Origin of the sequence: Micropruina glycogenica, assembly GCF_900289045.1 — a bacterium.
Lineage (GTDB): Bacteria > Actinomycetota > Actinomycetes > Propionibacteriales > Propionibacteriaceae > Micropruina > Micropruina glycogenica.
In genome coordinates this window covers 2,533,418-2,557,269 of sequence record NZ_LT985188.1, presented here as the reverse complement: position 1 = coordinate 2,557,269, position 23,852 = coordinate 2,533,418, and the positions used below count along the sequence as shown (strand labels likewise).

Sequence of the window (23,852 nt, the reverse complement as noted above, 5' to 3'; positions counted from 1 at the left end):
TCGATGACGGATCGATCGGTTCAACACACCCATTACGACTTCTGCCCCCAAAGTTACGACAGCGCGCGCCACTGCCCCCAAACAACCACGAGATGTCCGTAGCATACTTGAACTAACTATGAACACTCGTATCGGTACCAGTTCACGCAAGCCATGGGGACATATCGTGGTGCGAATGAGGCGGATTGCCGCCGCGGTTCTCGCGGTTGTGGTGGGCCTGGTCGGCCTGCTCGCGGTCGAGTCGACCGCCTTCGCCAGCAGCCGGCTGAAGGTCAGCGACCCGGCCGAACACGAGCAGCTGTCCATCCGCCCGGGGTGGGTGAGCCTGGCCTTCGACCGCACGGTAAAGAAGTCGATGTTGAAGGTGCTGGTGGTCAACTCCAAGGGCCGCAACGTGGTGTCGGGCGACCTGATCTACCAGGGCTCGGCCGTGCTGGTGCAGCTGGAGAACAACCTGGCCAAGGACACCTACACGGTCAAGTATCAGGTGGATCGTAAAGACGGCCAGCCCGAGGGCGGCGCGTATCAGTTCTCGTACGGCGATGGCGAGTGGACCGACATCGTCAAGACGTGGAGCGGAACGGCCGAGCAGCCGCCCGAGATGGCCAACCCCGACCCCATGGCCACCGGGCCGGTCGAAACCCCAACCACCACGCCCCCGGTGGTCGAGGTCAGTGAGGAACCGACGCCCACGACCACCCCATCGGGCACTCAGTCGAGCGCAACAGAATCGCCCAGCGGCTCGGTCGTTCCGTCGGCCTCGCCAACCCCCACCGCCCCGGTTTCCGGCGGCTCGGACGCGACCGGGTGGATCGTGGGCGGCGTCGTGCTGCTCGTGGCCGCCGGGGGAGCGGGCTGGTGGCTGGTCAGGCGCCGTCGCGCCGCCTGAGCCCTGGCGACCTGCTCACGACCAGCCTTTGGCCGCGATGCTGTTGAACAACGCCGACCAGCGAGCGAGAAACGCCTCGCTGCTGTAGCGGTGTACGGCAACCAGGGCTTCGGTTCCCAGCCGGTCGCGCAGTGCCGGATCGGCCAGAATCTCGAGCGTTCGCCGTGCCAGTGCGGCCTCGTCGCCCTGCGGCACCAGAAAGCCGGTGCGGCCGTCTTCGATCATGTCGCGGGGGCCATAGTTGAGGTCGAAAGACACCATCGGGCAGCCCTGGGCCATCGACTCGAGCACGACCAGCCCGAAACCCTCGTACCGGCTGGTCAGCAGGCAGACGCTGGCCTTGCGATAGACAGCCGCGGGGTCAGAGGTGTACCCGGCCAGTCGTACGGAGTTCTGCAGCCGCAGGGACGCGATCAGCGACGAGAGTTCCTTCTCTTCAGGGCCACGGCCGTAGATTTCGAGCCGCGCCCGCGGGCGTTGCTTGACCACCGCGGCGAATGCGCGAATCGCGGCGTCCACGTGCTTTTGCTGGTCGAGTCGGGCCAGCATCACCACGAGATCGGGGTCACGGTCGGCCGGCGCGGGCGCGGTGTCGGGCAGCGCAGCCGGGTGCGGAATGACGGCGAAGTTGCTGCGCGGGCCCAAGTGGGCCTCGGCGTCGGCCCGTTGACCGGGTGTGAGAAACACCACCGCGTCGACCTCGTCGGCACGCTCGAGCACCTGCCGGTAAGTCTGCCGCAGCTTGCGCGTGTCGTCGAAGGGCGGGTTGATGTGCGGGTTGTGCAGCACAAAGAGGCGCTTCACGTTGGGCCGGCGGTAGTCGATCACCTCGGGGTCGGCGCGGCGCGACTCGACGCTGAGAAACACCCGATCGTCGCCGATCACTCGATCGAGGTAGGCGCAGATCAAGTCGATGTGTGAGGTGAGCACCTTGACCGGCTTCTCGTGCTCGTCGAACAGGGTCACGCGCTCGACCTCGGTCGACAGATCGGTTGGATTCACCACCAACCACTTGTTCATGAACGCCGTGCCGTCGCGCCGGAAGTACACCTCTTGCCGCGGCTTGTTGAAATGCAGGTCGTAGAAGGTGGTGCGTCTGATGTGGCCGTCGGGGCCGAACTCGTCGCGTTGGGTGCGGCCACGGTTCTCGTTGAACCGGTCCTCGACGACGAGCCTGCCGTCGTAGTCGAAGCGTCGATAGATGCGGTAGACGCCGTCTTCGTAGTAGCGGTAGACCTCGCCGTCGACGTCTTTGATCCAGTCCATGCCAGGTTCGTCCACCGGGTGCCGCACCGGTTCGCGCGGCTGGCCCTCGTTCCACAGCGAGTCGTAGAGGTTTGTGATCCGCACCCCTTTGCCCAGCGCGCCGCGTTGGTCGATCTCGTGGGTCACGTCGTCGAGTTCGGATGAGAAGTTCATGGTCAGGATCTCGCAGGGCACCCCTGCCTGCTCGGCGAACAGTCGGGCCTTGACCAGCACCGATGCGGTGCGCCCGGCGTAGCGGCGCGGGATCGCGCCGGTGGCGAAGATGTAGCGAGCCGGCGGGAACGGTTGCATCGGTGGTGCCGGATCGAGTCGCGCGGCCCGCCGCACCGCGACCTGCGCGGCACGGCTGCGCCGGCGGCGTGCCCGACGAAGGGGCTCGAGTAGGCCGGTGGCGGCAAGACCGCGCTTGACGGTTTTCTTGAGGTCCATCAGTTCCTTTCGGGGCCCGTTGCGGCTGGGAACGCACTCGTGGGAAACGTCGCGGCGAGTGAGTCCAACAGCTCGGCCCAGTGCTGTACGAACGCGTTCTCGTTGAACTTCTCGACTGAACCGGGGCCGGCCAGCGACATGGCCTGCTGCAAATCGGGGTCGTCCAGCACCCGCACCACGGCCGCCGCGAGGGCGGCCGGCTCGTCGGGCGGCACCAGCAATCCGTTGACGCCGTCGTCGACGATGTCGGCCGGACCGTAAGCCAGGTCGTAGCTGACCACCGGGCAGCCCTGCTGCAGGCTCTCGACCAGCACCAGGCCGAAACCCTCGTAGCGGCTGGTGAGCAACGACAATCCGGCGCCGCGATAGACCTTCATCGGGTCGTCGGTGAACCCTGCCAGCCGCACGTTCGCCGACAGCCCCTTGTTGCGGATCAGTCGGTTCAGTTCACCTTGCAGAACGCCCCGCCCGTAGATTTCGAGGCGGGCGTCGGGCACCTTGGTGATCACCTCGGCGAACGCCTTGATGGCGTGGTCGAGCTGCTTCTGCTGGTCGAGTCGAGCCATCATCACGACAAGCTTCGGGTCGCGTTGCGGAGCCTCGGCAGGGGTCGGCGTGTCGGGCACCGAATGAGGTATCACCCAGTACCGATCATTGGGCCCGAAGTGCTGCTCGGCGTCGGCCCGTTGCCGGTTGGTGAGAAACACCGTGGCGTCGACGTTGGGGCAGGTCAGCATGGGCGCATAGATCGGCCTGATCTTGTGCACATCGTCTTGAGGCGGGCGAATGTGGGCGTTGTGCAGAACGTGGATCTGCCGCACGTTGGGCCGGCGGTAGCCGAGCACCCATTCATCGATGCGGCGAGCCTCGCAGATGACGAAGGCCGGCCGGTCGCCGATCAGGCCGTCGAGGCTGGCGTGAATGACGTCGTAGTACGAGTCGAGCACCTGCTCAGGGTGCCCGGCACGATCGAACCTGGTCACCCGCTCGGGGCTGCGCACCCTGGTGAGGGGATCGACGGCCCACCAGATGCCCAGTCGCACGCTGCCGTCGCGGCGGTGCAGCAGTTCTTGGCGGGCCACGCCGTAGTAGAGGTCGAAGAAGACGGTTCGGCGCCTGACCCCGTTGGGCCAGAACTCGTCGCTTCGCGTTCGGTTGCGGGCACCGTCGAACCAGTCGAGCACGATGGGGCGGCCGGCGTAGTCGATGCGTTTCGACAGGCGATGCCGACCGTGCTCGTAGAAGAGAAACTGGCCGGCGGCACCGTCCTCGATCCAGTGCATGCCTGGTTCGTCGAAGGGTCGATGAAAGTCGCCCTCGGGTGGCGTGCTGTCGTCGGGGTAGAAGTCGTGCAGGCTGGCCACCTGCACGCCGTCGGCGAGCAGGCCGCGGCGCCGCAGGTCGTGGCCGATGTCGTCGAGTTGTGACGAGTCGTAGGCCGTGACGATGGTCGACCGCACCCCGGCATGCTGCCAGAGCAGGCGGGTCTTGGTCAGAATAGAGGCGCTACGACCCGCATGGTTACGCGGCAGCACATCCACCACGAACACGTACTCAGCGTGCGGTAGCTGCGCTGCAGTACGCATCGGCACCCCCTATTCTGGCCTCATGGTAGCGATGGCGCCGACCTGCTCTCCGCAGGCACGACATGTTCGAAAGGCGGAGGAGGATCTGTGACCAGGGTCATCACCTATGGCACGTTCGACCTGTTCCACGAGGGACACCGACGGCTGCTGGAGCGGGCGAAGGCTCTGGGCGATCACCTGATCGTGGGGGTCACCACCGACAACTACGACGATTCGCGCGGCAAGCTGAACGTGGCGCAAAGCCTGATGGAACGCATCCGCAATGTGGTCGACTCGGGCTTGGCCGATGAAGTGATAATCGAAGAGTACGAAGGCCAGAAGGTTCAAGACATTCAGCAGCATGACGTCGACATCTTCGCCATCGGTTCGGACTGGCTGGGCAAGTTCGACTACCTCAACGACTATTGCCGTGTGGTGTACCTCGATCGCACCAAAGGCGTGTCGAGCACCCAGTTGCGCAATGAGTCGGCCGGGGTACTACGCATCGGCATCGCCGGCGCTGGGCGCATCGCGGCGCGGTTCGTCGCCGAAGCTCGCTTCGTCAGCGGCGTCAACGTCGAGGCGGTGTACTCACGTACGTACGAACGCACCCGTGAGTTCGCCCGCCGGCTCGAACTCGAGTGGGCCAACGAACATTACGACGACCTGCTCGGCCACGTGGACGCCGTGTACGTCGCGACGCCGCACGACACCCACTACGACTACACGAAGCGGGCGATTCAAGCAGGGCTGCACGTCTTGTGCGAAAAGCCGATGACCCTGTCGAAGGCGCAGACGAGCGAACTCTTCGAGTTGGCCGCCGCTCGTGGCGTGGTGCTCTTGGAAGCGGTCAAGACGGCCTTCTCGCCGGGCTTCCAGCGCATGGTGGCCGTGGCACGCAGCGGCTCCATCGGCCAGGTGCGTTCGGTGGACGCCACCTTCACCAAGCTGGTCACCCAGGGTCGCGAACTCACCGACGCCGACGGTGGATCGATCTCTGAGCTGGCCACCTACCCGCTGCTCGCGGCGGTCAAGCTGCTCGGCCTCGGGTACACCGACCTGAGAACCGTCTCGTTGCGTCCGGCCGGCTCGCCGGTCGAGGTGTTCTCGCGCATCGACCTGACCTACCCACACGCCGTGGCCTCGGCCCGCACCGGCCTCGGGGTCAAGGCCGAGGGCGACCTGGTCGTGGCGGGCACCGCGGGCTACATCTACGTGCCCGCGCCCTGGTGGTTGACCGAGTACTTCGAGGCTCGCTTCGAAGACAGCCGGCGCAGTAAGAAGTACTACTACAAGTTCGACGGCGACGGACTGCGGTACGAGTTGGCCGAATTCGCGTCGATGATCCGCAGGGACACCCGCGAGTCGTTCAAGTTGCGGCCCGCAGAGTCGATCGCGATGGCCGATATGATCGAGCGCGCCCGGGCATCTGCCACTGTCATCTCCTGAGGAAGCGAGGCCCAGCCCACCGTGCCAGCGAGGAAGATCCTGCCGCTTCACCACGTGCGGTCTGTGCCCACCAGGCTCGGACGAGCCAAGAGTCCGGCCGTTCGGCGTGCGTATGTGCTGACCCGGGGGGTCGTCCGCCGTGTGGCCAACGCCGTGACGCCCCTGCAGTTGGGCTGGATCGGCTGGGTGCGCAAGGCGCATTGGCTGGACGACGCCACGTTCGAGATCAGCGGGTGGGCGTTCGAGCGCGGCATGAACTTCGCCCAGTACACACCTCAGATCAGGGTGCGCCTGCGCAGTTTCGGTCAACCAGACATCGAGGCTGAGGTCACCCGGGTCGACGAACCGCAGGCCAACGCCAGCGTCCGTGACCTCGAACTCGACTACTCGGCGGCCGGATTCGTGGCGCGGTTCTCGCTGGCCGACGCGATTCGACTCGCGGGCAGTGGGCGGCGCAGCTGGCGGGTGGTGATCACCGTCTCGTGCGGCAATCGCTCGACGACCGGAACCTTCGTGCGGCGCGTCCGTTTCGCCTCGAGCGAGCACCTGCTGGCCCGCACGTTCAACGGTGTGCAGGTGCTGCCGCAATGGGCGAAGGGCAGGGGATTGTCGTTCGCGGTGTCGCGACCGGCCGCCCTGGCCACCGACTGCACCGTCGAGGGTCGCAGGGTGGCTGCCGTCCTGACCCTGAACGGCATCTCGTTCGATCATGCCGAGTTGGTGTCGCCCCAGGCGACCGTGCGAATGACCGGCAGTGCCATCGAGGGTGGCCGGGTGCGGGTGACGGGCGAACTGCCGCCCATCGATCCGAACGGTGCCAGCAGCCTGCTCGACCCTGACGAGGACGAAGGCATTTTTTCTGTCGACTTCGGCGAAAAGACCGAACCGGTGCTGACCGTGCGCATGTTTGCCGTCGACACCCGCGGCAAGCGGTACCCCGTGGCTTCTGTGCTCGACCAGGCCAAGGGTTCGCAGAACCACTTGCCGCTGCCCTACCCGGGCCCCGACGGCACACTGCGGCTGCGTGACACCGAGGCGATGGTGCTGGTCGAGGGGGTCGACCTCGAAAAGGGGCCCAAGCCGCGCGTGCGCCTGCGCGGTCGGGCCTTGGGTGCGCCGGTCGATGCCCTCAAGCTGACCTTGGCCGGCCCGCGGGCCAGACGCAAGCTGACGGTCACCTCAACGCCAGACGGTGGCTTCGAAGCTGTGGCCGATTGGCTGGGATCGCAGTGGGGTCAGCCACTTTCTGCGCCGCCCCTGGGTCAGTACACCGTGCGTGCCACGAACGCCCGCGGTCGGTTCGTTCGGGTTGCGGCCGCAGTGGGGCTGATCGAGGACGCGCCCCGCATCGTCGACTTCGACGAGCAGGACTTTCGCTGCCTGCTCGGCCTCGGCGGCGGACGGCGATTGGTGCTGGTCATCCAGCCGCTGGTGCGGCCAGCCGAGTTGGGGCCGGTCAAGCAGATGCAACTGGCCCAGCACTACCAGCGGGTGGGTGTACCGATCATCGACCAGTTCTACTTCGAGGCGTTCGGCGGTGCCGCCGCCACCTGCAATCCGCTGGCACTCGACCGAGAAGTTGCGCGCCGCTTTCCGAACGCCCGGCGGGTGTGGGGCGTCACCAACGCGTCGGTCGCGGTGCCCGAGGGTGCTACCAAGGTGGTACGCGGAACTCAAGCTTGGTGGGAGGCGCGCGAAACGTCGCGGCGGCTCATCGTCAACGAGTGGCTGACCAGGCCGGGCATGGGCAAGACCACCCTCGGCAAGCGCAACTTTCTGCGCAATCCCGGCCAGATCGTGCTGCAGACCTGGCACGGCAGCATGTTCAAGAAGATCGGGCTGGATCGGCACACCACCGACCTGGTGGTGCGTCGTGAGTTGCTGGCCGAGCGAGCGAACTGGAGCCTGCTGCTGTCGCAGAATCCGCACAGCAGCGAGATCTTTCGCAAGGCGTACGACTATTCGGGCCCGGTGTGGGAAGAGGGATACCCGCGCAACGACAGTCTGTTCACCGGCGACCGGGCCGCGATGCGACGTTCGCTGGGCATCGCTGACGACGAGATCGCGGTGCTGTACGCGCCGACGTGGCGTGAGAACCGCACCGAGATGGTGATGTTCCTCGAACTGGAGCGGCTGATGGCCGACCTCGGGCCCGGCTACCGGTTGTTGCTGCGGGGGCATTCGCGCACCAAGAAGTTCGGGGCTGACGTGCTGCTGCCCGGCGTGCTCGACGTGACCAGCTACCCCAACATCGCCGACCTGTACCTGGCGGCCGACTCGTTGATCACCGACTACTCGTCGGTGATGTTCGACTTCTCGGTGACGGGGCGTCCGATGATGTTCTACGTGCCTGACATCGATGAGTACCGGGGCGAACTGCGGGGCGTCTACTTCGACTTGGAGGAGGCGGCGCCCGGCCCGCTGCTGCACACCCAAGAGCAGGTGGTGGCCGCGGTGAGTTCGGCGGCGCAGGACGCGCCCCTGTACGCCCAGAAGTACGAGCAGTGGCGGGCGAGGTTCAATCCCTTCGACGACGGGCACAGCTCCGAGCGGGTCATCGACCGGTTGCTGGCGCTGGACTGACCATCACACTTGTTTGACACGAGAGGATCGCATGGGTTTCGACAGCGTGGTTGAGACGATCGCGTGGGAGCGGGTGCATCTCACCATCGTCGTGCGACTCGACGCCGACCCCGACGACCCTATCGACCTCGAACGGGTCGGCTACCGGCTGCAGTCCGTACGCTTCGGCTACCCGGTGCGCACCACCTACCTGGGCGAGGGACGGCACGAGCTCGTGCTCACCATCACCGACTTTCATCAGCGCCGGCCGATTCCCGACGGCACGTGGCGGTTGATCGCCGAGTACGAGGGGCGCGACCTGTGCGCCGCGCGTTTTCCGCTCGAACGCGTCGACATCCTCGACGAGTTCACCAGGGCCTTTCTCTACATGGGCAACACCGAGAACTACACCGTCACGTTCGGCATCACCGAGGCCGACGTGCGCCCCGAGTTCGTGGTGCGTACCTACCGCTTCTATCGCAACCCGGTGGTCGCCAACACCGACTCGGTGAGGGGCTTCGCCGGCACGGTGGCCCGGCGTACGTTGCGCGCCGCACGCGACCCGCGTCCGGTCGGGTTCACCATTCGGTTTCTGTCACGGCTGCTGCGCCGGTTGGTCGGTTCGCCCGGCAACCGCATTCTGTTCGCGTCCGAGATGCGCAGCCGGCTGGAAGGCAACCTGCTGCGGGTGCGTGACCGCATGATCGAGCGCGGTCTCGACCAGACGTTCGACTTCACCTACTCGTTCCGGCTGCCGCAGTCGAGCTCGACGCTCGGCACGCTCAAGGTGATCTATCTGCTCGCCACGGCCGACATCATCATCATCGACGACTACTTCGGGCTGCTCGAGTACTTCTACCTGCCCGAAAAGGTCAAGCTCATTCAGCTGTGGCACGCGGGCGTCGGGTTCAAGTCGATCGGCTACAGCAGGTTCGGTAAGTACGGCTCGCCCAAACTGCACAACGCGCACCGTCGCTACACCTACGCGATCGCAGGGTCGGACCACTTGGTGGACGTGTACGCCGAGGCGTTCGGTGTCGAGAAGAGCGCGGTGATCGCGACCGGCCTGCCGCGCATCGACACCTTTCTCGATGCCGAAACCGCCGCCGCTGCCGTGCGTGGCTTCGAACAGGCGCACCCCGAGCTCAGCGGCAAGCGGATCGTTCTGTTCGCCCCCACGTTTCGGGGGCGTGGCATTCGCGACGCCTACTACGACTACGACACCATCGACTTCGCACGCTGGTACGACTGGTGCGGCGACGACACCGTGGTGCTGTTCCGCATGCACCACTTCGTCGCCGACCCGCCGCCCATTCCGCCCCAGTACCGCGACCGGCTGATCGACGCGTCCGGCTTCGGCGACACCAACAACCTGCTGCAGGTGGCCGACATTCTGATCACCGACTATTCCTCGATCATCTACGAGTACGCGCTGCTGCGGCGTCCGATGCTGTTCTACTCCTACGACCGCGAGGTGTACGCGGCCACCCGCGGTTTTCACCACGACTTCGCCACCACGGCGCCCGGCAAGGTGTGCGACACCTTCGACGAGTTGCTGCGAGCCCTGCGTGACCAAGACTTCGAAACCGAGAAGGTCGATGCGTTCGTGGCCCAGAACTTCAACTACGTCGACACCGGCTCGGCCGATCGGGTGATCGACTGGTTGATTCTGGGCGAGCCGCCGCGCGCGCAGGGTGACGAACACGATCGGAGGAAGTGATGAACGTCGCGTTGATCTTCGCCGGAGGCGTCGGCTCTCGCATGAACAGTCGCGCGCTGCCCAAGCAGTTTCTCGAGATCAACGGCAAGCCGGTGATCATTCACACCCTGGAGCACTTCGAGAACCACCCCGACATCGACGCCATCGCCGTGGCCTTGATCGGTGGGTGGCATGACCACTTTCGCGCCCTGCTGCACCGCTACGACATTCGCAAGGTGCGCTGGATCGTCGAGGGTGGCGAGACCGGCCAGGCCTCTCGGCACAAGGTGCTGCAGGCGGTCGCCAACGAGTGCGCGGACGACTCGGTGGTGCTGTTGCACGACGGCGTGCGGCCGCTGATCAACCACCAGCTGATCACCAAGAACATCGAGGCCGTGCGTACGCACGGCTCGGCGATCACCTGCACCAAGTTCAACGAGACCGTCACCGTGGTGCACGACGATGCGATTACCGAAGTGATTCCGCGCGACCACATCTACGCAGCCCAGGCTCCGCAGAGTTTTCGGTTGGGCGAAATACTGGCGCTGTACGACCGCGCCGTCGCCGACGGCGAGCACGACTCGATCGACTCGTGCACGCTGATGAAGCGGTACGGCCACCCACTGCACGCCATCGAGGGACCCCGCTCGAACATCAAGGTCACCACCGCCGAGGACTTCTATGTGTGCCGCACGTTCTTTCAACTGCTGGAGGACCAGCAGATCGCGGGATCGTGAGATGGCCGCGGCGCCGTCCGATCGGCCAGTGATCGAGGCCGACGTCGCCGAGATCCTGGCCAACGACCTGCCGTGGCAGCGCCTGCACAACGCCCGGGTGCTGGTCACGGGCGCGTCGGGCATGCTGCCTTCGTACGTCTGCCACACCCTGCTCGGGCTCAACGATGCGGGCGGCGCCGGTGTCACGGTGTACGGTCTGGTGCGCAACGAGGCCAAGGCCCGGCAGGTTCTCGGGCCCATCGTGAACCGTCCCGACTTCACGCTCGTGGTGTCCGATGTGTCCAGCTTCATGGGGGAGTCACTCGAGTTCGACCACGTCGTGCACGGGGCCAGCGCGGCTCGTCCGGCGCTGCACGCCGCAGACCCCGTGTCGACCATCAAGGCGAACCTGCTCGGCACGTTCAACCTGTTGGATCGCTGCGTGGCCACTGGGGCCCGGTCGTTCGCACTGATGTCATCCGCCGAGGTCTACGGTCAGCAGCCCGAGGGCACCACGCTGATCGGCGAGAACAGCTACGGCGGCTTCGACATTCTCAACCCGCGGGCCTGTTACTCCGAGGGCAAGCGGGCGGCCGAGACCATCTGCGCCAGCTACGCCAAGCAGTACGACATGCACTGCACCGTGCCGCGGTTCGGTCACATCTACGGCCCCGGCATGGCCCTCGACGACGGACGAGTGCAGGCCGACTTCGCCGCCGCCGTGATGGCGGGCCGCGACGTCACGCTGAACAGCGCAGGAACTGCCAGCCGCACCTACACCTACGTGGCAGATGCCGTCAGCGGCTTCTTCTACGCAATGCTGCGCGGCGATTCGGCCACCGCCTACAACATCGCCGATCCGGCCGGCCTGGTGAGCATTCGCGAACTCGCCAACCTGTTCGTGGCCGCCCGGCGCGAGAAAGGGCTGCAGGTGCGGTTCAGCAACCCGGCCGATCAGTCGGCATTCGCCGTGCAGGCCGCCCAAGGTCTCGACAGTTCACGCATCGCAGCGCTGGGCTGGCGGCCTCGGGTGGGGCTGGCCGAGGGCATTGACCGCACCCTGCGGTTTCACGAACAGGCTGCCGAGGCCGCCGGTCGCTGATCAGGTCAGTCGGGTGGTCGCCCTGATCATGTTGTGGTCTGAGGGAATCTGCCCGATGAAGTTGTTGTTCGCATCGACCTTCACCACGGTCTCCCATTCGGCTACCTCGATGCCCGCCGATACCCAGATGTAGTCGATGTAGGTGCCGTTGGTGTAGCTGAACGACGGGGCCTTGGTGGCGTAGCCGTTGTAGCTGGAGAAGTTGGTCTTGATGCGCTTGCCGACGATTGCGCCGTCGGTGGTGGTCGTGGACCGGTCGACGTTGCCCAGCGGGTCGATGAACCCCGCGGAGCGCGTCACGGTGTACGGCCCGTTGTCGGGGGTGGACCACTTGTTCGAGTTGAAGTCGCCGACGAAGTAGGCCGGCAGCCCCTGCCGCTTGGCGGCGATGACGGCCAGGGCCTCTTTGGTCTGGGTCACCCTGGTGCTGTAGTAGGTGCTCAACCCTGGCGCGTCGTGTTGGTATTCCAGGTGCGTGTCGGCGAAGAAGAACCGGCGTCCGGTGCTCTTGTGTTCGAAGATCGCCCAGGCGAGGTAGCGATCGGCGTCAGTCGCCTGCGCCTTGGACAGCGCTTTCGAACCCTGTGTAATGAGCGTCAGCACAGTGCTGTTGTAGACGATCTTCGTGCCCTGCGAGGCGCCCTGGTCTTTGTAGACGCAGTTGGTGGGGGTTGTCGACTTGACGCAGTTGTTGCGGTGGGTGTTGGTCAGTTTGTAGGGACTGCCGAGCCGCTCGACCAGATCTTCGAACTGCGACTTGCTGATCGCCTTGCCGTTCGCGTCCTTGAGCCAGCCCTGTGAGGCTTCTTGAAAGCCGATCACGTCGGGGTGCTGGGCCTTGACCGCAGCCACCACGGCGTCGCGGCGTTCGTACCAGGTGCCCTCGTTGGGCAGCGCGCTGTAGCAGTTGGCGCACTTCACGTTGTACGAGGCGATCGTGAGTTGGGGCTGCTCCGTCGACCTGGTGGTGACGGCCAGCGGCTGCGACCAGCCGCTCACCAAGCTGCCGCCGCTGGTCAGCGCCCGCACCCGCACGTAGTAGGTGGTGGCTGCGTCGAGCCCTGAGATGCCGGCTTTGGTGGTGCTGGCCGTCAGCGTGCTCGGGCTGCTCAGGTCGGACTTGGTCGAGTACTGCAGCTGGTAGTGAAGACCGGACGCGCGCGACGTCCACGTGATGGCGAGCCGGCCCGACGAAGGCGCCGTGGCCGCCAAGCCCTTGGGGGGCAGGTACGTGGCCGTGGCCGATGAGGCGGTGCTGGTCTTGACCGCCGCCGAGTATGGGCTGAGGTTCACCCCAGCACTGGTGATGGCGCGCACCTTCAGGTAGTAGACGGTGCCGCTGCGCAGGCCGGTGAGCTCGGCGGACTCGTCGGTGAAGCGCACGTACGAGGCGTTCGACATCTTCGACGACGTGGAGTACTGCACCCGGTAGCGCTGCGTTCCGGCGACCGGCTGCCAGTTGAACGCCAAGGCGGTCTTGGCGGTCGCGGTCACGGCCAGGTTCTTCGGCGAGGGCAGGGCTTCGGTCTTGGTGGTGATGGCCGCGGAGTACGAGCTCAGGTTGGTGCCGCTGGAGGTGATCACCCGCACCTTGACGTAGTAGGTGGTGTTGGGCTGCAACTTGCTCACGGTGAGCGAGGTGGAAGTTTCTCGGTCGTAGACCGCATTCGAGAACGACGACTTGGTGGCGTAGCTGACCCGGTAGCGAATGCCGCTGCCTCGGCTCTGCCAGGTGAACGACAGTGACGTGGTGGTGGCCTTCGACACCTTCAGGCCCAACGGGGCCAGGTGCGTGTAGCCCGACGCCCGGGTCTCGGTCTTCAGCGCAGTCGAGGTCTTGCTCAAGACCTTGCCGTCTTCGTCGACGGCGGTGGCGCGCACGTAGTAGACGGTGCCCTTGGCTAGCCCAGTCAGATCGGCACCGGCGGCCGTCACGGTGGTTGACTTGGGGCCCTTGAACGAGGCGTCGGTGTCGAACTCCACCAGGTAACTGGCTTCGCTGCCGCTCGATTTCCAGGCCAACGAGATCGCGGTCGTGCTGGTGCTCAGCACGTGTAGGCCGCTCGGGGCGGGCAGTGCGGCGGCGCTCGCCGGCGTCAGCCAGGTGCCGGGTCCAACCAGCGCTACCAGCAGGAGGATCAGAACGGCCCGCAAGGCTTTCACGATGAAGCTCCCCGAGTTGAGAAGAAGGTGAGTTTTCTGAGCGTAGGCATAGGGCGTGTGTCAATCCAACACGCCGATGGGCCGACCTCGATTACTGCTCCAGACTTCGGGTGGCCGCCCGGGCGCGTACAAAAACCGCGCGGCGACGGCTGGCACTAGGTTGTAGCGGTGCAGCAACGTGAGCCGTCGGCGGGGTTGAGTGAGTCGCAGCGCGAGCGGTATCGCCGCAACATCGACGTGGTGGGCCTGGGCGATAACGGGCAGCGGCGACTACTGGATTCGTCAGTGCTGGTCGTCGGGGCCGGGGGGTTGGGCTCGCCCGTGATCACCTATCTCGCCGCCGCCGGGGTCGGACGGCTGGTGATCGCCGACGGCGACGTGGTCGAGACGGCGAACCTGCAGCGCCAGGTGATTCACGGCCAAGGACTGGTGGGGGTGAACAAGGCGGTGTCGGCAGCGGCACGCGTGGCCGACCTCAACCCCGACGTCCGTGTCGACGTCGTTGCTGAGTACGTCACCGCGCAGTCGCTCGCCGACCTGCTGCCGCGCGTCGACCTGGTGCTCGACTGCTGCGACACCTACGGCGCCAAGTACCTGGTGTCCGACGCCTGCGCAGCAGCCGGGGTGCGGCTGGTCTGGGGCACCGCTGTCGGCATGCAGGGGCAGGTGTCGGTGTTCGGGGTGCCCACCGATGACGGTCGGGCGATCTGGTTGCGTGACCTCTTTCCGTCCGAACCCCAGCCGGGAAGCTATCCGCTGGCGACCGAGATCGGGGTGTTGGGGGCCATGGTGTCACAGGTGGGTTCGGTGATGGCGACCGAGGCGATCAAACTGCTCGCGGGGTTCGGCCGGCCGTTGATCGGCCGGCTGCTGGTGGTCGATGCGGCCGCCGGCCGCTGGGATCTGTTGCCGGTGCGGCCGGGGGTGCGCTGATGCCGGCCCTGCTCACGGTCGAGGACTACCTGGCCCGGGTGCTCACCTTGGGGCACTCGCCACGTCGGGTCGAGACCGTGCCTCTCGACGCGGCGCTCGGACGGGTGCTGGCCGTCGACGTGGCCGCGGCCGTATCGGTACCACCGTTCGACAACTCGGCGATGGACGGCTATGCGGTGCGGGCCGCCGACCTGGCCGTCGTGCCGGTGAGCCTGACGGTGGTGGGTGAGAGCGCAGCGGTGAGCGGGCCGATTCCCAGGGTCGTGCCGGGCAGTGCGGTGCGAGTGATGACCGGGGGACGGGTGCCGATCGGGGCCGACACGGTGGTGCCGGTCGAGCAGACCGATCAGCCGGCGGGTGCTGTGCCCCTGCCCTCGCGGGTGGAGATTCGTGCAGCCGTGCGGTCGGGCGCCCACGTGCGGCGAATGGCGGACGATCTGGCGGCCGGTGACCCGGTGTTCGCCGCGGGGGATCTGGTCACCCCCGCGGCCCTCGGCGCGGCCGCCGCGGTCGGGGTGAGCTCGTTGCTCGTCTGGGCTCGGCCGCGGGTGGCGGTGCTGGCCACCGGGGCCGAACTGGTCGAACCGGGTTCGGCTCTTGCCGATGGCGAACTGCACGACTCGAATTCGGTGATGCTCGCGGCGCTGGCAGGCGAGGCCGGCGCCGACGTGGCATGGGCGGGCCGGTGTGGCGACGACCCCACCGAACTTGCGGCACTGCTGGGCGGGCTGCCGCCGGTCGAGTTGATACTCACCACGGGCGGGGTTTCTGCGGGCGTCTACGAACCCCTGCGGCAGCTGGGCGCCGGGCTGGAGTTCTGCTCGGTCGCCATGCAGCCGGGCAAGCCGCAGGGCTACGGCCGCATCAACGGGGTGCCACTGCTGGCGTTTCCCGGAAACCCGGTGAGCTCGTTCGTTTCGTTCAGGGTGTTCGGACGCCCCCTGCTCGACGTCTGTACGGGACGGCGCCGAGGCGAGCGAGCCCGGGTCGTGCGAGCGGCCGAGGGCTGGTCGGGCCCTCCGGGCCGGCGGCAGTACCTTCCGGTGCGCGTCGAGGAACGCCCTGACGGCACCTTCGTGCGGCCCAGCCATCGCCGCGGGTCGGGGTCACACCTGGTGGCCTCGCTGCACCTGGCCGACGGGCTGGCCGTGGTGCCGGACGAGCAGAGCGTGGTCACCGCTGGCGAGCCCGTCATGCTCATGGAAGTCTGATCCGATGCAGTTCACTCACCTGGACGACGAGGGGGCGGCCCGCATGGTCGACGTGACGGCCAAGCAGCCGAGCGTTCGTCAGGCGACGGCGCAGGGCAGCGTGACGTGTTCGGCCGAGGTCGTCGAGGCGCTGCGCACGGGCGCCGTGCCCAAAGGCGACGTGCTGGCGGTGGCCCGGGTGGCGGGAATTGCGGCTACCAAAAAGGTGCCCGACCTGCTGCCCCTGGCGCATGTGATCGGCGTGCACGGCGCGGTGGTCGACCTGGCCATCACCGACACGGGCGTCGAGATCACCGCCACCGTTCGAACCGCCGACCGCACGGGCGTCGAAATGGAGGCGCTGACCGCGGTTGCGGTGGCGGCGCTTGCCGTCGTCGACATGGTGAAAGGCGTCGATCGTTCCGTGGCGATCACGCAATGTCGCATCACGGCCAAATCGGGTGGCCGCAGCGGTGATTGGGTGCGCGACCAACCCTGAGCCAGATGCCGATCACACGGCAGTTGCCCTTCGTGTATGGTCGCCTTGATCGTTCGCCGAGGGGTCGAGAAAGGGCTTGTCCGCATGGATCTGTCCGCTGCCCGGGCCCCAGTGCGAAAGCTCTTCGCGCGGTTGCGAAATGCTCGGCGGCGGGCCGCCTTTTTCGTCACGGCGGGTGCCGACGACTCGTCCGGTCACGATGCACGGCAATGGGTTCGCTACTACCGCTCAATCAAGCGCAACCCCCACGTGGTGCTGTATCAGACCCATTCGGGGTCGGCCATGTCATGCAATCCCTACGCGATCTTTCGCGAGTTGCTCGACGATCCGAAGTTTGCCCACCTCGAACACGTGTGGGTGCTCGACAGCGTCACCGAATTGGCGCGGCGAAGGGCCGAATACGCGCACCGACCGAACGTCCGGTTCGTTCGCTTCAAGACCGACGAATACCGCAAGGCGCTGGCCACTGCCACGTACCTGATTCAGAACGCGGTCTTTCCGGCCTATTTCACGAAGCGGCCGGGCCAGGTGTACGTCAACAGCTGGCACAGTGCCGGAGCGGTCAAGCGCATGGGTTTCGACGCGCCCAGGGGCAACCTCGTCAGCCGCAATGTGTTGCGCGACTTGATGATGGCCGACTACCTCATCTCGCCCAACGCGCTGACCACCAGAATGTACGCCGACTCGTACCGGCTGCGTGGCCTCTACGGGGGGTGCTTGCTGCAACTCGGGTACCCCCGCAACGACACCTTGCTGACCGCCTCTCGAGCGCAGGTGATCGACGATCTGCGTTCGCGCGGTGTGGAGATCGACCCGCAGAAGAAGATCGTGCTCTACGCCCCGACGTGGCGGGGCACCATCGGTAACGTGCGGGCCGGCACCGACGAGCTCGAGAAGTTCAGAAACGCGCTGCACGAGCGCATCGACACCGACGAGTACCAGGTGCTCGTCAAACCACACACCTTTCACTACAACCGGCTCACCGACGAGCAGAAGCAGAGCGGCCGTTACGTTCCCCGGCATGTCAACGCAAATGCGCTCTTGGCTGCGGTCGACATCTTGGTTTCGGACTATTCGAGCATCTTCTTCGACTTCATGCTCACCGATCGTCCGATCTTGTTCTACGTGCCCGATCTGGCTGACTACACCGCCGAGCGCGGGTTGTACTTCACCCCCGACGAGCTTCCTGGGCCGGTCACCGACGACGCCGCAACGATCGCCGAATGGATCAATGACCTCGGTGCCGTGTCGCATGACTGCGCCGAGCGCTACGCCCGGCTGAAGGCGATGGTGTGCGCCGGCGACGACGGGCACGCTGCGAAGCGCACCGTCGACGCGGTCTTTCGCGGTGAGGCGCCCGAGGGTGCCATCGTGCGGCTCGACGATCCGGGTCTCACCAAAGTCCTGATCCATGCCGCCGAACTGGACGATCACGGCGACACCGAGGCAGTGCTGGCGCTGGCGGCCGGCCTTGATCCGGCTCACTACGACGTGAGCGTCGCGTGTGGCGAGGCCAAGGCGAGCCGGGCCAACATCGAACGGCTCACCACCGTACGGGTCTTCGTGCGCGCGGCCGGCTCGGCGCTGCTGCCCAACGAGGCGCGCGCCTTGGGGTATCTGAGTCGGCACGGGCCTGACGTTCTTGTCCGCCGGATGAACCTGCAGCCGGTGCTGGAGCGCGAGTGGCGGCGCCGTTTCGGCGACGCACAGTTCGACGTCATCGTGGACGCCAGCAGGCGCCCGGGGCTTTTCGCATGGATGGCCAGGCAGAACACGCAGGGCGCCTTGCTGATCAGCAGGCCAACGGACGTGGCCGCCGAACTCGACTGGCTGACCGCCGCGAAACCGGCCGGGGGTGGCGACAGATCCCTCACTAGGGGGGCGCTGACTGCGCTCTATCGTGCCGCCGATGCGGTGGTGGTGCCGAGTTCGCACCTGCTCACACGCGCGAGGGCGGCCTTTCCCACGGTCACGTTCGTGGCCGCCGAGGCGATGATCGACCCTGACCGGGTGCCCAGCCTGCTGAATCAGGCACGTGCGTGGCGTGATGAATGGCGGGTGCGGCCCAGTCTGATCGTCGCCGACGTCAGCGTCGACGCGAACGCGACGGTGCACACGGCGCAACTGAACGACTCCGCCCCTGCGCCCGATTCGGGGGAGCCGTACCGGCGCTTCGTCACCATGGGTGAGCTGTCGCCGCAGCAGAATCTGGTCGAGCTCATCGCTGCGTTCGCCGACTTCGTGGGCCAACACCCCAACTCTCGTTTGTTCGTCGTGGGTGGCGGGCCGATGCTGGCCGAACTGAGGCAACTGACCGCCGGGCCCGAACTGGGCGGCCGGGTCTGCTTCACCGGCCAGTTGCGCAACCCGTTCACGGTGCTCGACCAGGCCGACTGCTTCGTGCTGCCGTCGACCCACGAAGGTTATTCGCTGGCGGTGGCAGAGGCGCGACAACTTGGCCTCCCGATCGTACTGGCGCGCTTCGCCTCGGCGCCGTCGGTGATGGTGCCCGAGGGGCAATACCTCACCGGTTTCACCGCCGCCGAGCTGTTCGACGGGCTGCAGGCGTTCGTGGCGGGTCGGGTGCCCACGGGCTACTCGTTCGATGTCAAAGCCCACAATGCGTCGGCGGCCCAGCAGTGGAACGTCGTCCTCGCTCAGTCGAAACGCGAGTGGCCGCCGCCGTCCAACTGATCGAGCAGATGTGCGATCAGGGGGCCGACCACGGCGATCGTGTCGGCCACCGCACCGGTCGACCCGGGTGCGTTCACCACGAACGCGGGCGGCCACTTCTTCAGCTTGACGATGCCCGCCTCGGCCCGCGACAGCACCGCGGTGGGCACGTGCTGGGCCCCGCGCCGGCGAATCTCATCGGTAATGCCGGGCAGCCGCCGGTCGAACAGCTCCGCGGTCACCTCGGGGGTGACGTCGCGCGGCCCGATGCCCGTGCCGCCGGTGGTCAGCACCACCCGGGCCCCGGCCTTGATCGCCGTGCGAATGCCGCGCCTGATCTCGGCCGGGTCGTCGGGCACCACCGTGACGTCGGCGCTCACCCCGTGCTGCGCCAGCAACTCCACGGCTCGGGGGCCGGACCGGTCGACGTACTCGCCGGCACTGGCCCGGTCTGAGACGGTGATCACGGCCCCCACGATGTCGGTCATGACACCACGCTACGACGTATCGTCACGGCGCAGCAGGTAGAGGGCGTAGTCGAAGATGCGTCCCTCGCGTTCGACGGTCACCACTCGCTCGGTCACCTCACCCAAGGCGGCCAGTGCCAGCGCCAGGTCGGGCGACGGGCTCTCGCACCAGATCACCAGCACCCCGCCGGGCGCCAACCGGTCGACGGCGCTCGCCAGCCAGTCGGCGGCGTAGACCCGCGCGTTGTGGTCGTGAATCAGAAAGCCCGGGCCGTTGTCGACGTCGAGCAGAATCGCGTCGAACGATTCTTCGCGGCGCGGCAACCATTCGGCGATGTCGGCGTGGTGCAGCCGCACCCGGGGGTCGTGGGCGACAAGCTGCAGCTGCTCGGTGACACCGGCCACGGCCCAGTCGATCAACGGACGGGCCAACTCGACCACATGCATGAAGCGGGCACCGTTGGCCAGCAGCCGGGCCGCGGTGTACCCCAGCCCCAACCCCCCGACCACCACCACACCCGGCCGCTCGCCGGCCGCGTCGGCCAAGTCCACTTCGCTCGTCACCTGGGTCGAGTCCATGGCGAACACGCCGTTGACGATCAGCTCGATCACGTCGCCGCGACGGCGCAGGGCGATCTCGCCGTGCGGGGTGTTCGAACGGGCCAAGATCTCGGTGCGTGCCTCCACGCCGTTATCGTGGCCCGGTGACCCCTGCACGGCAACGCGACGCCCGGCAGTGAGGCGGCCAGTGCCGCGACGGCGGTGCCCTCGGGTGCGCTCACGGCGTGCAGGGCGGGCGCGAGGCCGTGGATCGCCAACGCCAGGCACGCCACCCAGGCGACGATGCCGAACACGATGATGGTGGTGCCCAGGATCTCCTGGCCCACCAGCAGCGTCGATACGTGACCGGCCAGTTCGTTGATGCCGTAACCAGGCTGAACCAGCCGACCAGGGGTACCCAGCAGCGCAGCCACAACACCGCCGAATCCGGGGCCAGCGCCTAGAACTCGACCACGGTGCGCATGGGGGCGACTGTCACTGGAGCCCGGGGATCCGCCGCCTTCGGCTCAGGCGATCCGTTCGGGAGCGTCCTCGGTCAGGGCCGCCCTGGCCATTCGGCCACACGCCACGCCGTTCACGTAGCCGGCCAGCACGTCACTGGCGTAGTGCTGGCCGTTGTAGAGCCGCGACCAGCCCAGCGCGCCCAGGTAGGCCACCAGAGCGGCGCGTGCCACCACCCGCGCCGGGCGGGGGAGCGGTTCGGCGAGCCGGCCCAGCACCACGGCCAGGGCGGTCATCGCACCCACGTGTCCGCTGGGAAAGCTGCTGGTGGGTTGGTGGGTGCCCAGTCGTTCCAGCGCCGGACGCTCGCGGCCCACCAGGGCCGAACTGATCACGTGGGTGGCCGACGCCAAAGCCATCGCCAGGCCGGGCACGGCCGCGGCCCGGCCGCGTCCACGGGTCAGCAGCAGACCGGTCAGGGCGATCGCCCGTGAGGTGTCCGAACTGCGCGACAGGGCGTTGGCCAGTGTGGTGGTGCGATCGCCACCGCGCGCCCGCAGGTCGTGGTTGAGCCGATGCTCGGCCGGCAGGTCGCGTAGCGGGCCGGTGATCAGGCGTCCGGCCGCCACGTTCGCGGCCACCAGAGCGGCCACGCCGAGCGCCGCACGGGTGGTCGCTGACATGGCATCGAGCGTAGTGGGCAACAATGGGCGGGTGGCAGCCCGTCGTCCCAGTCCAACCTTCGCCCAAATGGTGATGGCGGTGGTCATTCTGCTGCTGCCCGTCGTGCTCATCTACTGGTGGTTCAGCCGTATTCCCGAACCGCAGGTCACCGCCGTCGACTGGCAGCCGGTGGTGGCCGCGGCCAAGGCCGAATCGCCCTACGCGATCGCGGTGCCCGCGAGCGTTCCGGCCGGCTGGACCGTGGTGCGGGCCCGGTGGACGAAGGTGGGCCAGCCGGGGCTGAACCAGCAGCCCGCGGTGGGCAACACCCTGCAGCTGGGCTACCTGACCACCGACCGCATGTACCTGGGCCTCGATCAGCGCGACACCGATTCGCGCGGGCTGATTCGCGAGGTGTCGAAAGACGCGGTGAGCGACGGCGAGTCGGTGATCGCCGACGTGCCCTGGCAGCGCTACGTGAGCCCTGATGGCCGCACCCGGCTGCTGGTGCGCACCGGCCAAGCCAGCACGGTGGTGGTCAGCGGCGACGTGGCCTACAGCGAGCTGGAAACCTTCGCCGCCACGTTGCGGGACCAGTAGCCGGCTCGCACCGGAGCGTCCCTTCCACCGGGTGCGTGGCCCCGTTAGTCTCGCTTTCACACCAACCCGGCGCCAACCCAGGAGATTCACCTCATGGCTGACCTCGAAGGCGATGTCGTCTACCCCGACCCCTCGATCGCGATCAACTCCCACGTACCCGACGCCGACGCGCTGCGCGCCGAGGCGCTGGCCGACCCCGACAAGTTCTGGGCCGATCGGGCCAATGAACTGGAATGGTTCAAGCCGTGGAACGCGGTGCTCGACCGCTCGAAGGCACCGTTCTTCAAGTGGTTCACCGGTGCCGAGGTCAACATCGTGCACAACTGCCTCGATCGGCACCTCAAGGGGCCCAACAAGAACAAGCTGGCCCTGATCTGGCAGAGCGAGGACGGCCAGGAGCGCCGCACCTTCAGCTACTTCTCACTCAACCGCCAGGTCAACATGATGGCGAACGTGCTGAAGGCGATGGGCGTGGTCAAGGGCGACCGCATCACCATCTACCTGCCGCGCATCCCCGAGGTGTTCTTCGCCATGCTCGCCTGCGCCAAGATCGGCGCCGTCCATTCGGTGATCTTCGCCGGGTTCTCTTCGGACGCGCTGACCGACCGCATCGACGACTCGCAGTCGAAACTGGTCATCACCGCCGACGGGTCGTGGATCAACGGCAGCGTCTTTCCGCTGAAAGAGATCGTCGACAAGGCGGTTCGGTTCTCACCGACGGTCGAAAACGTGATCGTGGTGAAACGCACCGGCAGCGAGGTGACCATGGACCCGCTGCGCGACCACTGGTACCACGACCTGCAGGCGCTGCCGATCGCCAAGGGCAAGTGCGAAACCGAGAAGCTCGATTCTGAACACCCGCTCTACATTCTGTACACCTCGGGCTCGACGGGTAAGCCGAAGGCGATCCTGCACACCCACGGCGGCTACATGGTGGGCACCTACACCACGCTGAAGTACAGCTTCGACATGCGCGCCGAGGATCGCTGGTGGTGTACCGCCGACCCGGGCTGGGTGACCGGGCACTCCTACCTGGTGTACGGCCCGCTGCTCACCGGCGCCACCACGTTCCTGTTCGAGGGCGGACCGACGTACCCCTACCCGTCCCGCTGGTGGCAACTGGTCGAGTACTACGGCATCACGCAGTTCTACACCGCACCGACGGCGATCCGGTCGCTGATGCGGTTCGGCGAGGCATGGCCCAACCGGCACGACCTGAGCTCCCTGCGGCTGCTGGGCACCGTCGGCGAGCCGATAAACCCCGAGGCGTGGAAGTGGTTCCATCGGGTGATCGGCAAGGAGCGCTGCCCGGTGATCGACACCTGGTGGCAGACCGAGACCGGCATGTTCCAGATCACCCAGGTGCCGGGCGAGCCGCAGAAGCCGGGCTCGGCGGGCAAGCCGTTCTTCGGTCAGGACGCCGCCATCTACAACGAGGCCGGCGACGAGGTGCCGGACGGCGACGAGGGTTTCCTGGTGCTGAAGAACCCGTGGCCGGCGATGTTCCGCACCCTGTACGGCGACGACGAACGGTTCGTGAACACCTACTGGGCCAAGTACCCCGGGGTGTACCTGGCCGGCGACGCTGCGCGCAAGGACGCCGACGGCTACCTGTGGATCATCGGCCGCACCGACGACGTGATCAACGTCTCCGGGCACCGGCTCGGCACCGCCGAGGTGGAGTCGGCGCTGGTGTCGCATCCGGACGTCACCGAGGCGGCGGTCGTCGGCCTGCCGCACGAGGTGAAGGGCCAGGCCATCCACGCGTTCGTCACCCTGCGCGTGGGCGTGGAGGGGTCGAAGGAACTCGGCGAGGAACTGCGCAAGCACGTGGCCGCGCACCTGTCGCCGATCGCCAAGCCCGACGCCATCGACTTTCCCGACAAGCTGCCCAAGACACGCTCGGGCAAGATCATGCGCCGGGTGCTCAAGGCGCGCGCGTTGGGTCAGGACGAGGGCGACCTCACCACACTCGAGGACTAGGG

The 23,852-nt window shown here is 66.9% G+C and carries 19 protein-coding genes; 12 read left to right on the top strand and 7 right to left on the bottom strand.

What is annotated here, in order from left to right:
• Positions 1-175: 175 nt before the first annotated feature.
• Complete coding sequence (locus tag MPLG2_RS12025) at positions 176-889, top strand: copper resistance protein CopC (protein WP_158681132.1); 714 nt, start codon at positions 176-178, stop codon at positions 887-889.
• A gap of 15 nt (positions 890-904) precedes the next feature.
• Here MPLG2_RS12025 and MPLG2_RS12020 read toward each other — a convergent pair whose 3' ends face one another.
• Positions 905-2,584, bottom strand: coding sequence for a glycosyltransferase (locus MPLG2_RS12020; protein WP_105186336.1), 1,680 nt, complete (start codon positions 2,582-2,584; stop codon positions 905-907).
• Positions 2,584-4,170, bottom strand: a complete 1,587-nt coding sequence (locus MPLG2_RS12015) for a glycosyltransferase (RefSeq protein ID WP_105186335.1) — start codon at positions 4,168-4,170, stop codon at positions 2,584-2,586. Before MPLG2_RS12015 ends, MPLG2_RS12020 begins: the two co-directional genes overlap by 1 nt.
• Before the next feature lie 87 nt (positions 4,171-4,257).
• Between MPLG2_RS12015 and MPLG2_RS12010 the strand changes: the two genes are divergently transcribed.
• The 5 genes from MPLG2_RS12010 (at position 4,258) to MPLG2_RS11990 (ending at position 11,677) form a co-directional block, all read left to right on the top strand.
• Complete coding sequence (locus MPLG2_RS12010; RefSeq protein WP_105186334.1) at positions 4,258-5,598, top strand: Gfo/Idh/MocA family oxidoreductase; 1,341 nt, start codon at positions 4,258-4,260, stop codon at positions 5,596-5,598.
• 114 nt (positions 5,599-5,712) lie between these two features.
• Positions 5,713-8,181 (top strand): CDP-glycerol glycerophosphotransferase family protein, encoded by a 2,469-nt coding sequence (locus tag MPLG2_RS12005; protein ID WP_158681130.1) that lies wholly within the window; start codon positions 5,713-5,715, stop codon positions 8,179-8,181.
• A gap of 31 nt (positions 8,182-8,212) precedes the next feature.
• Positions 8,213-9,880 (top strand): CDP-glycerol glycerophosphotransferase family protein, encoded by a 1,668-nt coding sequence (locus tag MPLG2_RS12000; protein WP_105186332.1) that lies wholly within the window; start codon positions 8,213-8,215, stop codon positions 9,878-9,880.
• Positions 9,880-10,596 (top strand): IspD/TarI family cytidylyltransferase, encoded by a 717-nt coding sequence (locus MPLG2_RS11995; protein ID WP_105186331.1) that lies wholly within the window; start codon positions 9,880-9,882, stop codon positions 10,594-10,596. The genes MPLG2_RS12000 and MPLG2_RS11995 overlap by 1 nt, the downstream gene beginning before the upstream one ends.
• 1 nt (position 10,597) lies before the next feature.
• On the top strand, positions 10,598-11,677 hold the full coding sequence (locus MPLG2_RS11990; protein WP_105186330.1) for an NAD-dependent epimerase/dehydratase family protein: 1,080 nt from the start codon (positions 10,598-10,600) through the stop codon (positions 11,675-11,677).
• On the opposite strand, the gene MPLG2_RS11985 is transcribed toward MPLG2_RS11990, so the two are convergent.
• A complete protein-coding gene (locus tag MPLG2_RS11985) occupies positions 11,678-13,831 on the bottom strand; it encodes a fibronectin type III domain-containing protein (RefSeq protein WP_158681128.1) in 2,154 nt (717 codons plus the stop codon).
• A 177-nt stretch (positions 13,832-14,008) separates the two neighbouring features.
• On the opposite strand from MPLG2_RS11985, the gene MPLG2_RS11980 reads away from it, so the two are divergent.
• The 4 genes from MPLG2_RS11980 (at position 14,009) to MPLG2_RS11965 (ending at position 19,156) form a co-directional block, all read left to right on the top strand.
• Positions 14,009-14,773 carry a HesA/MoeB/ThiF family protein gene (locus MPLG2_RS11980; RefSeq protein ID WP_105186328.1) on the top strand — a complete coding sequence of 255 codons (765 nt, stop codon included), beginning with the start codon at positions 14,009-14,011 and terminating at the stop codon, positions 14,771-14,773.
• Positions 14,773-15,984, top strand: coding sequence for a molybdopterin molybdotransferase MoeA (locus tag MPLG2_RS11975; RefSeq protein ID WP_105186327.1), 1,212 nt, complete (start codon positions 14,773-14,775; stop codon positions 15,982-15,984). Before MPLG2_RS11980 ends, MPLG2_RS11975 begins: the two co-directional genes overlap by 1 nt.
• 4 nt (positions 15,985-15,988) lie before the next feature.
• Positions 15,989-16,462, top strand: coding sequence for a cyclic pyranopterin monophosphate synthase MoaC (gene moaC / locus MPLG2_RS11970; RefSeq protein ID WP_105186326.1), 474 nt, complete (start codon positions 15,989-15,991; stop codon positions 16,460-16,462).
• An 84-nt stretch (positions 16,463-16,546) separates the two neighbouring features.
• The gene (locus MPLG2_RS11965) at positions 16,547-19,156 is read left to right on the top strand and encodes a CDP-glycerol glycerophosphotransferase family protein (RefSeq protein WP_158681126.1); all 2,610 of its coding nucleotides are present in this window, start codon (positions 16,547-16,549) and stop codon (positions 19,154-19,156) included.
• Here MPLG2_RS11965 and MPLG2_RS11960 read toward each other — a convergent pair.
• The 4 genes from MPLG2_RS11960 to MPLG2_RS11950 form a co-directional block, all read right to left on the bottom strand.
• Complete coding sequence (locus MPLG2_RS11960) at positions 19,120-19,623, bottom strand: MogA/MoaB family molybdenum cofactor biosynthesis protein (protein WP_105186324.1); 504 nt, start codon at positions 19,621-19,623, stop codon at positions 19,120-19,122. The two genes, MPLG2_RS11965 and MPLG2_RS11960, sit on opposite strands and share 37 nt — an antisense overlap.
• Positions 19,624-19,632: 9 nt before the next feature.
• On the bottom strand, positions 19,633-20,289 hold the full coding sequence (locus MPLG2_RS11955; protein ID WP_105186323.1) for a polyamine aminopropyltransferase: 657 nt from the start codon (positions 20,287-20,289) through the stop codon (positions 19,633-19,635).
• Positions 20,211-20,576 (bottom strand): hypothetical protein, encoded by a 366-nt coding sequence (locus tag MPLG2_RS18515; RefSeq protein WP_158681124.1) that lies wholly within the window; start codon positions 20,574-20,576, stop codon positions 20,211-20,213. The genes MPLG2_RS11955 and MPLG2_RS18515 overlap by 79 nt, the downstream gene beginning before the upstream one ends.
• 93 nt (positions 20,577-20,669) lie before the next feature.
• Positions 20,670-21,287 carry a phosphatase PAP2 family protein gene (locus MPLG2_RS11950; protein WP_158681123.1) on the bottom strand — a complete coding sequence of 206 codons (618 nt, stop codon included), beginning with the start codon at positions 21,285-21,287 and terminating at the stop codon, positions 20,670-20,672.
• Between the two features lie 31 nt (positions 21,288-21,318).
• On the opposite strand from MPLG2_RS11950, the gene MPLG2_RS11945 reads away from it, so the two are divergent.
• Positions 21,319-21,867, top strand: coding sequence for a DUF4245 domain-containing protein (locus MPLG2_RS11945; protein WP_158681122.1), 549 nt, complete (start codon positions 21,319-21,321; stop codon positions 21,865-21,867).
• A 93-nt stretch (positions 21,868-21,960) separates the two neighbouring features.
• Positions 21,961-23,850 (top strand): acetate--CoA ligase, encoded by a 1,890-nt coding sequence (gene acs, locus MPLG2_RS11940; RefSeq protein ID WP_105186320.1) that lies wholly within the window; start codon positions 21,961-21,963, stop codon positions 23,848-23,850.
• Positions 23,851-23,852: the final 2 nt, after the last annotated feature.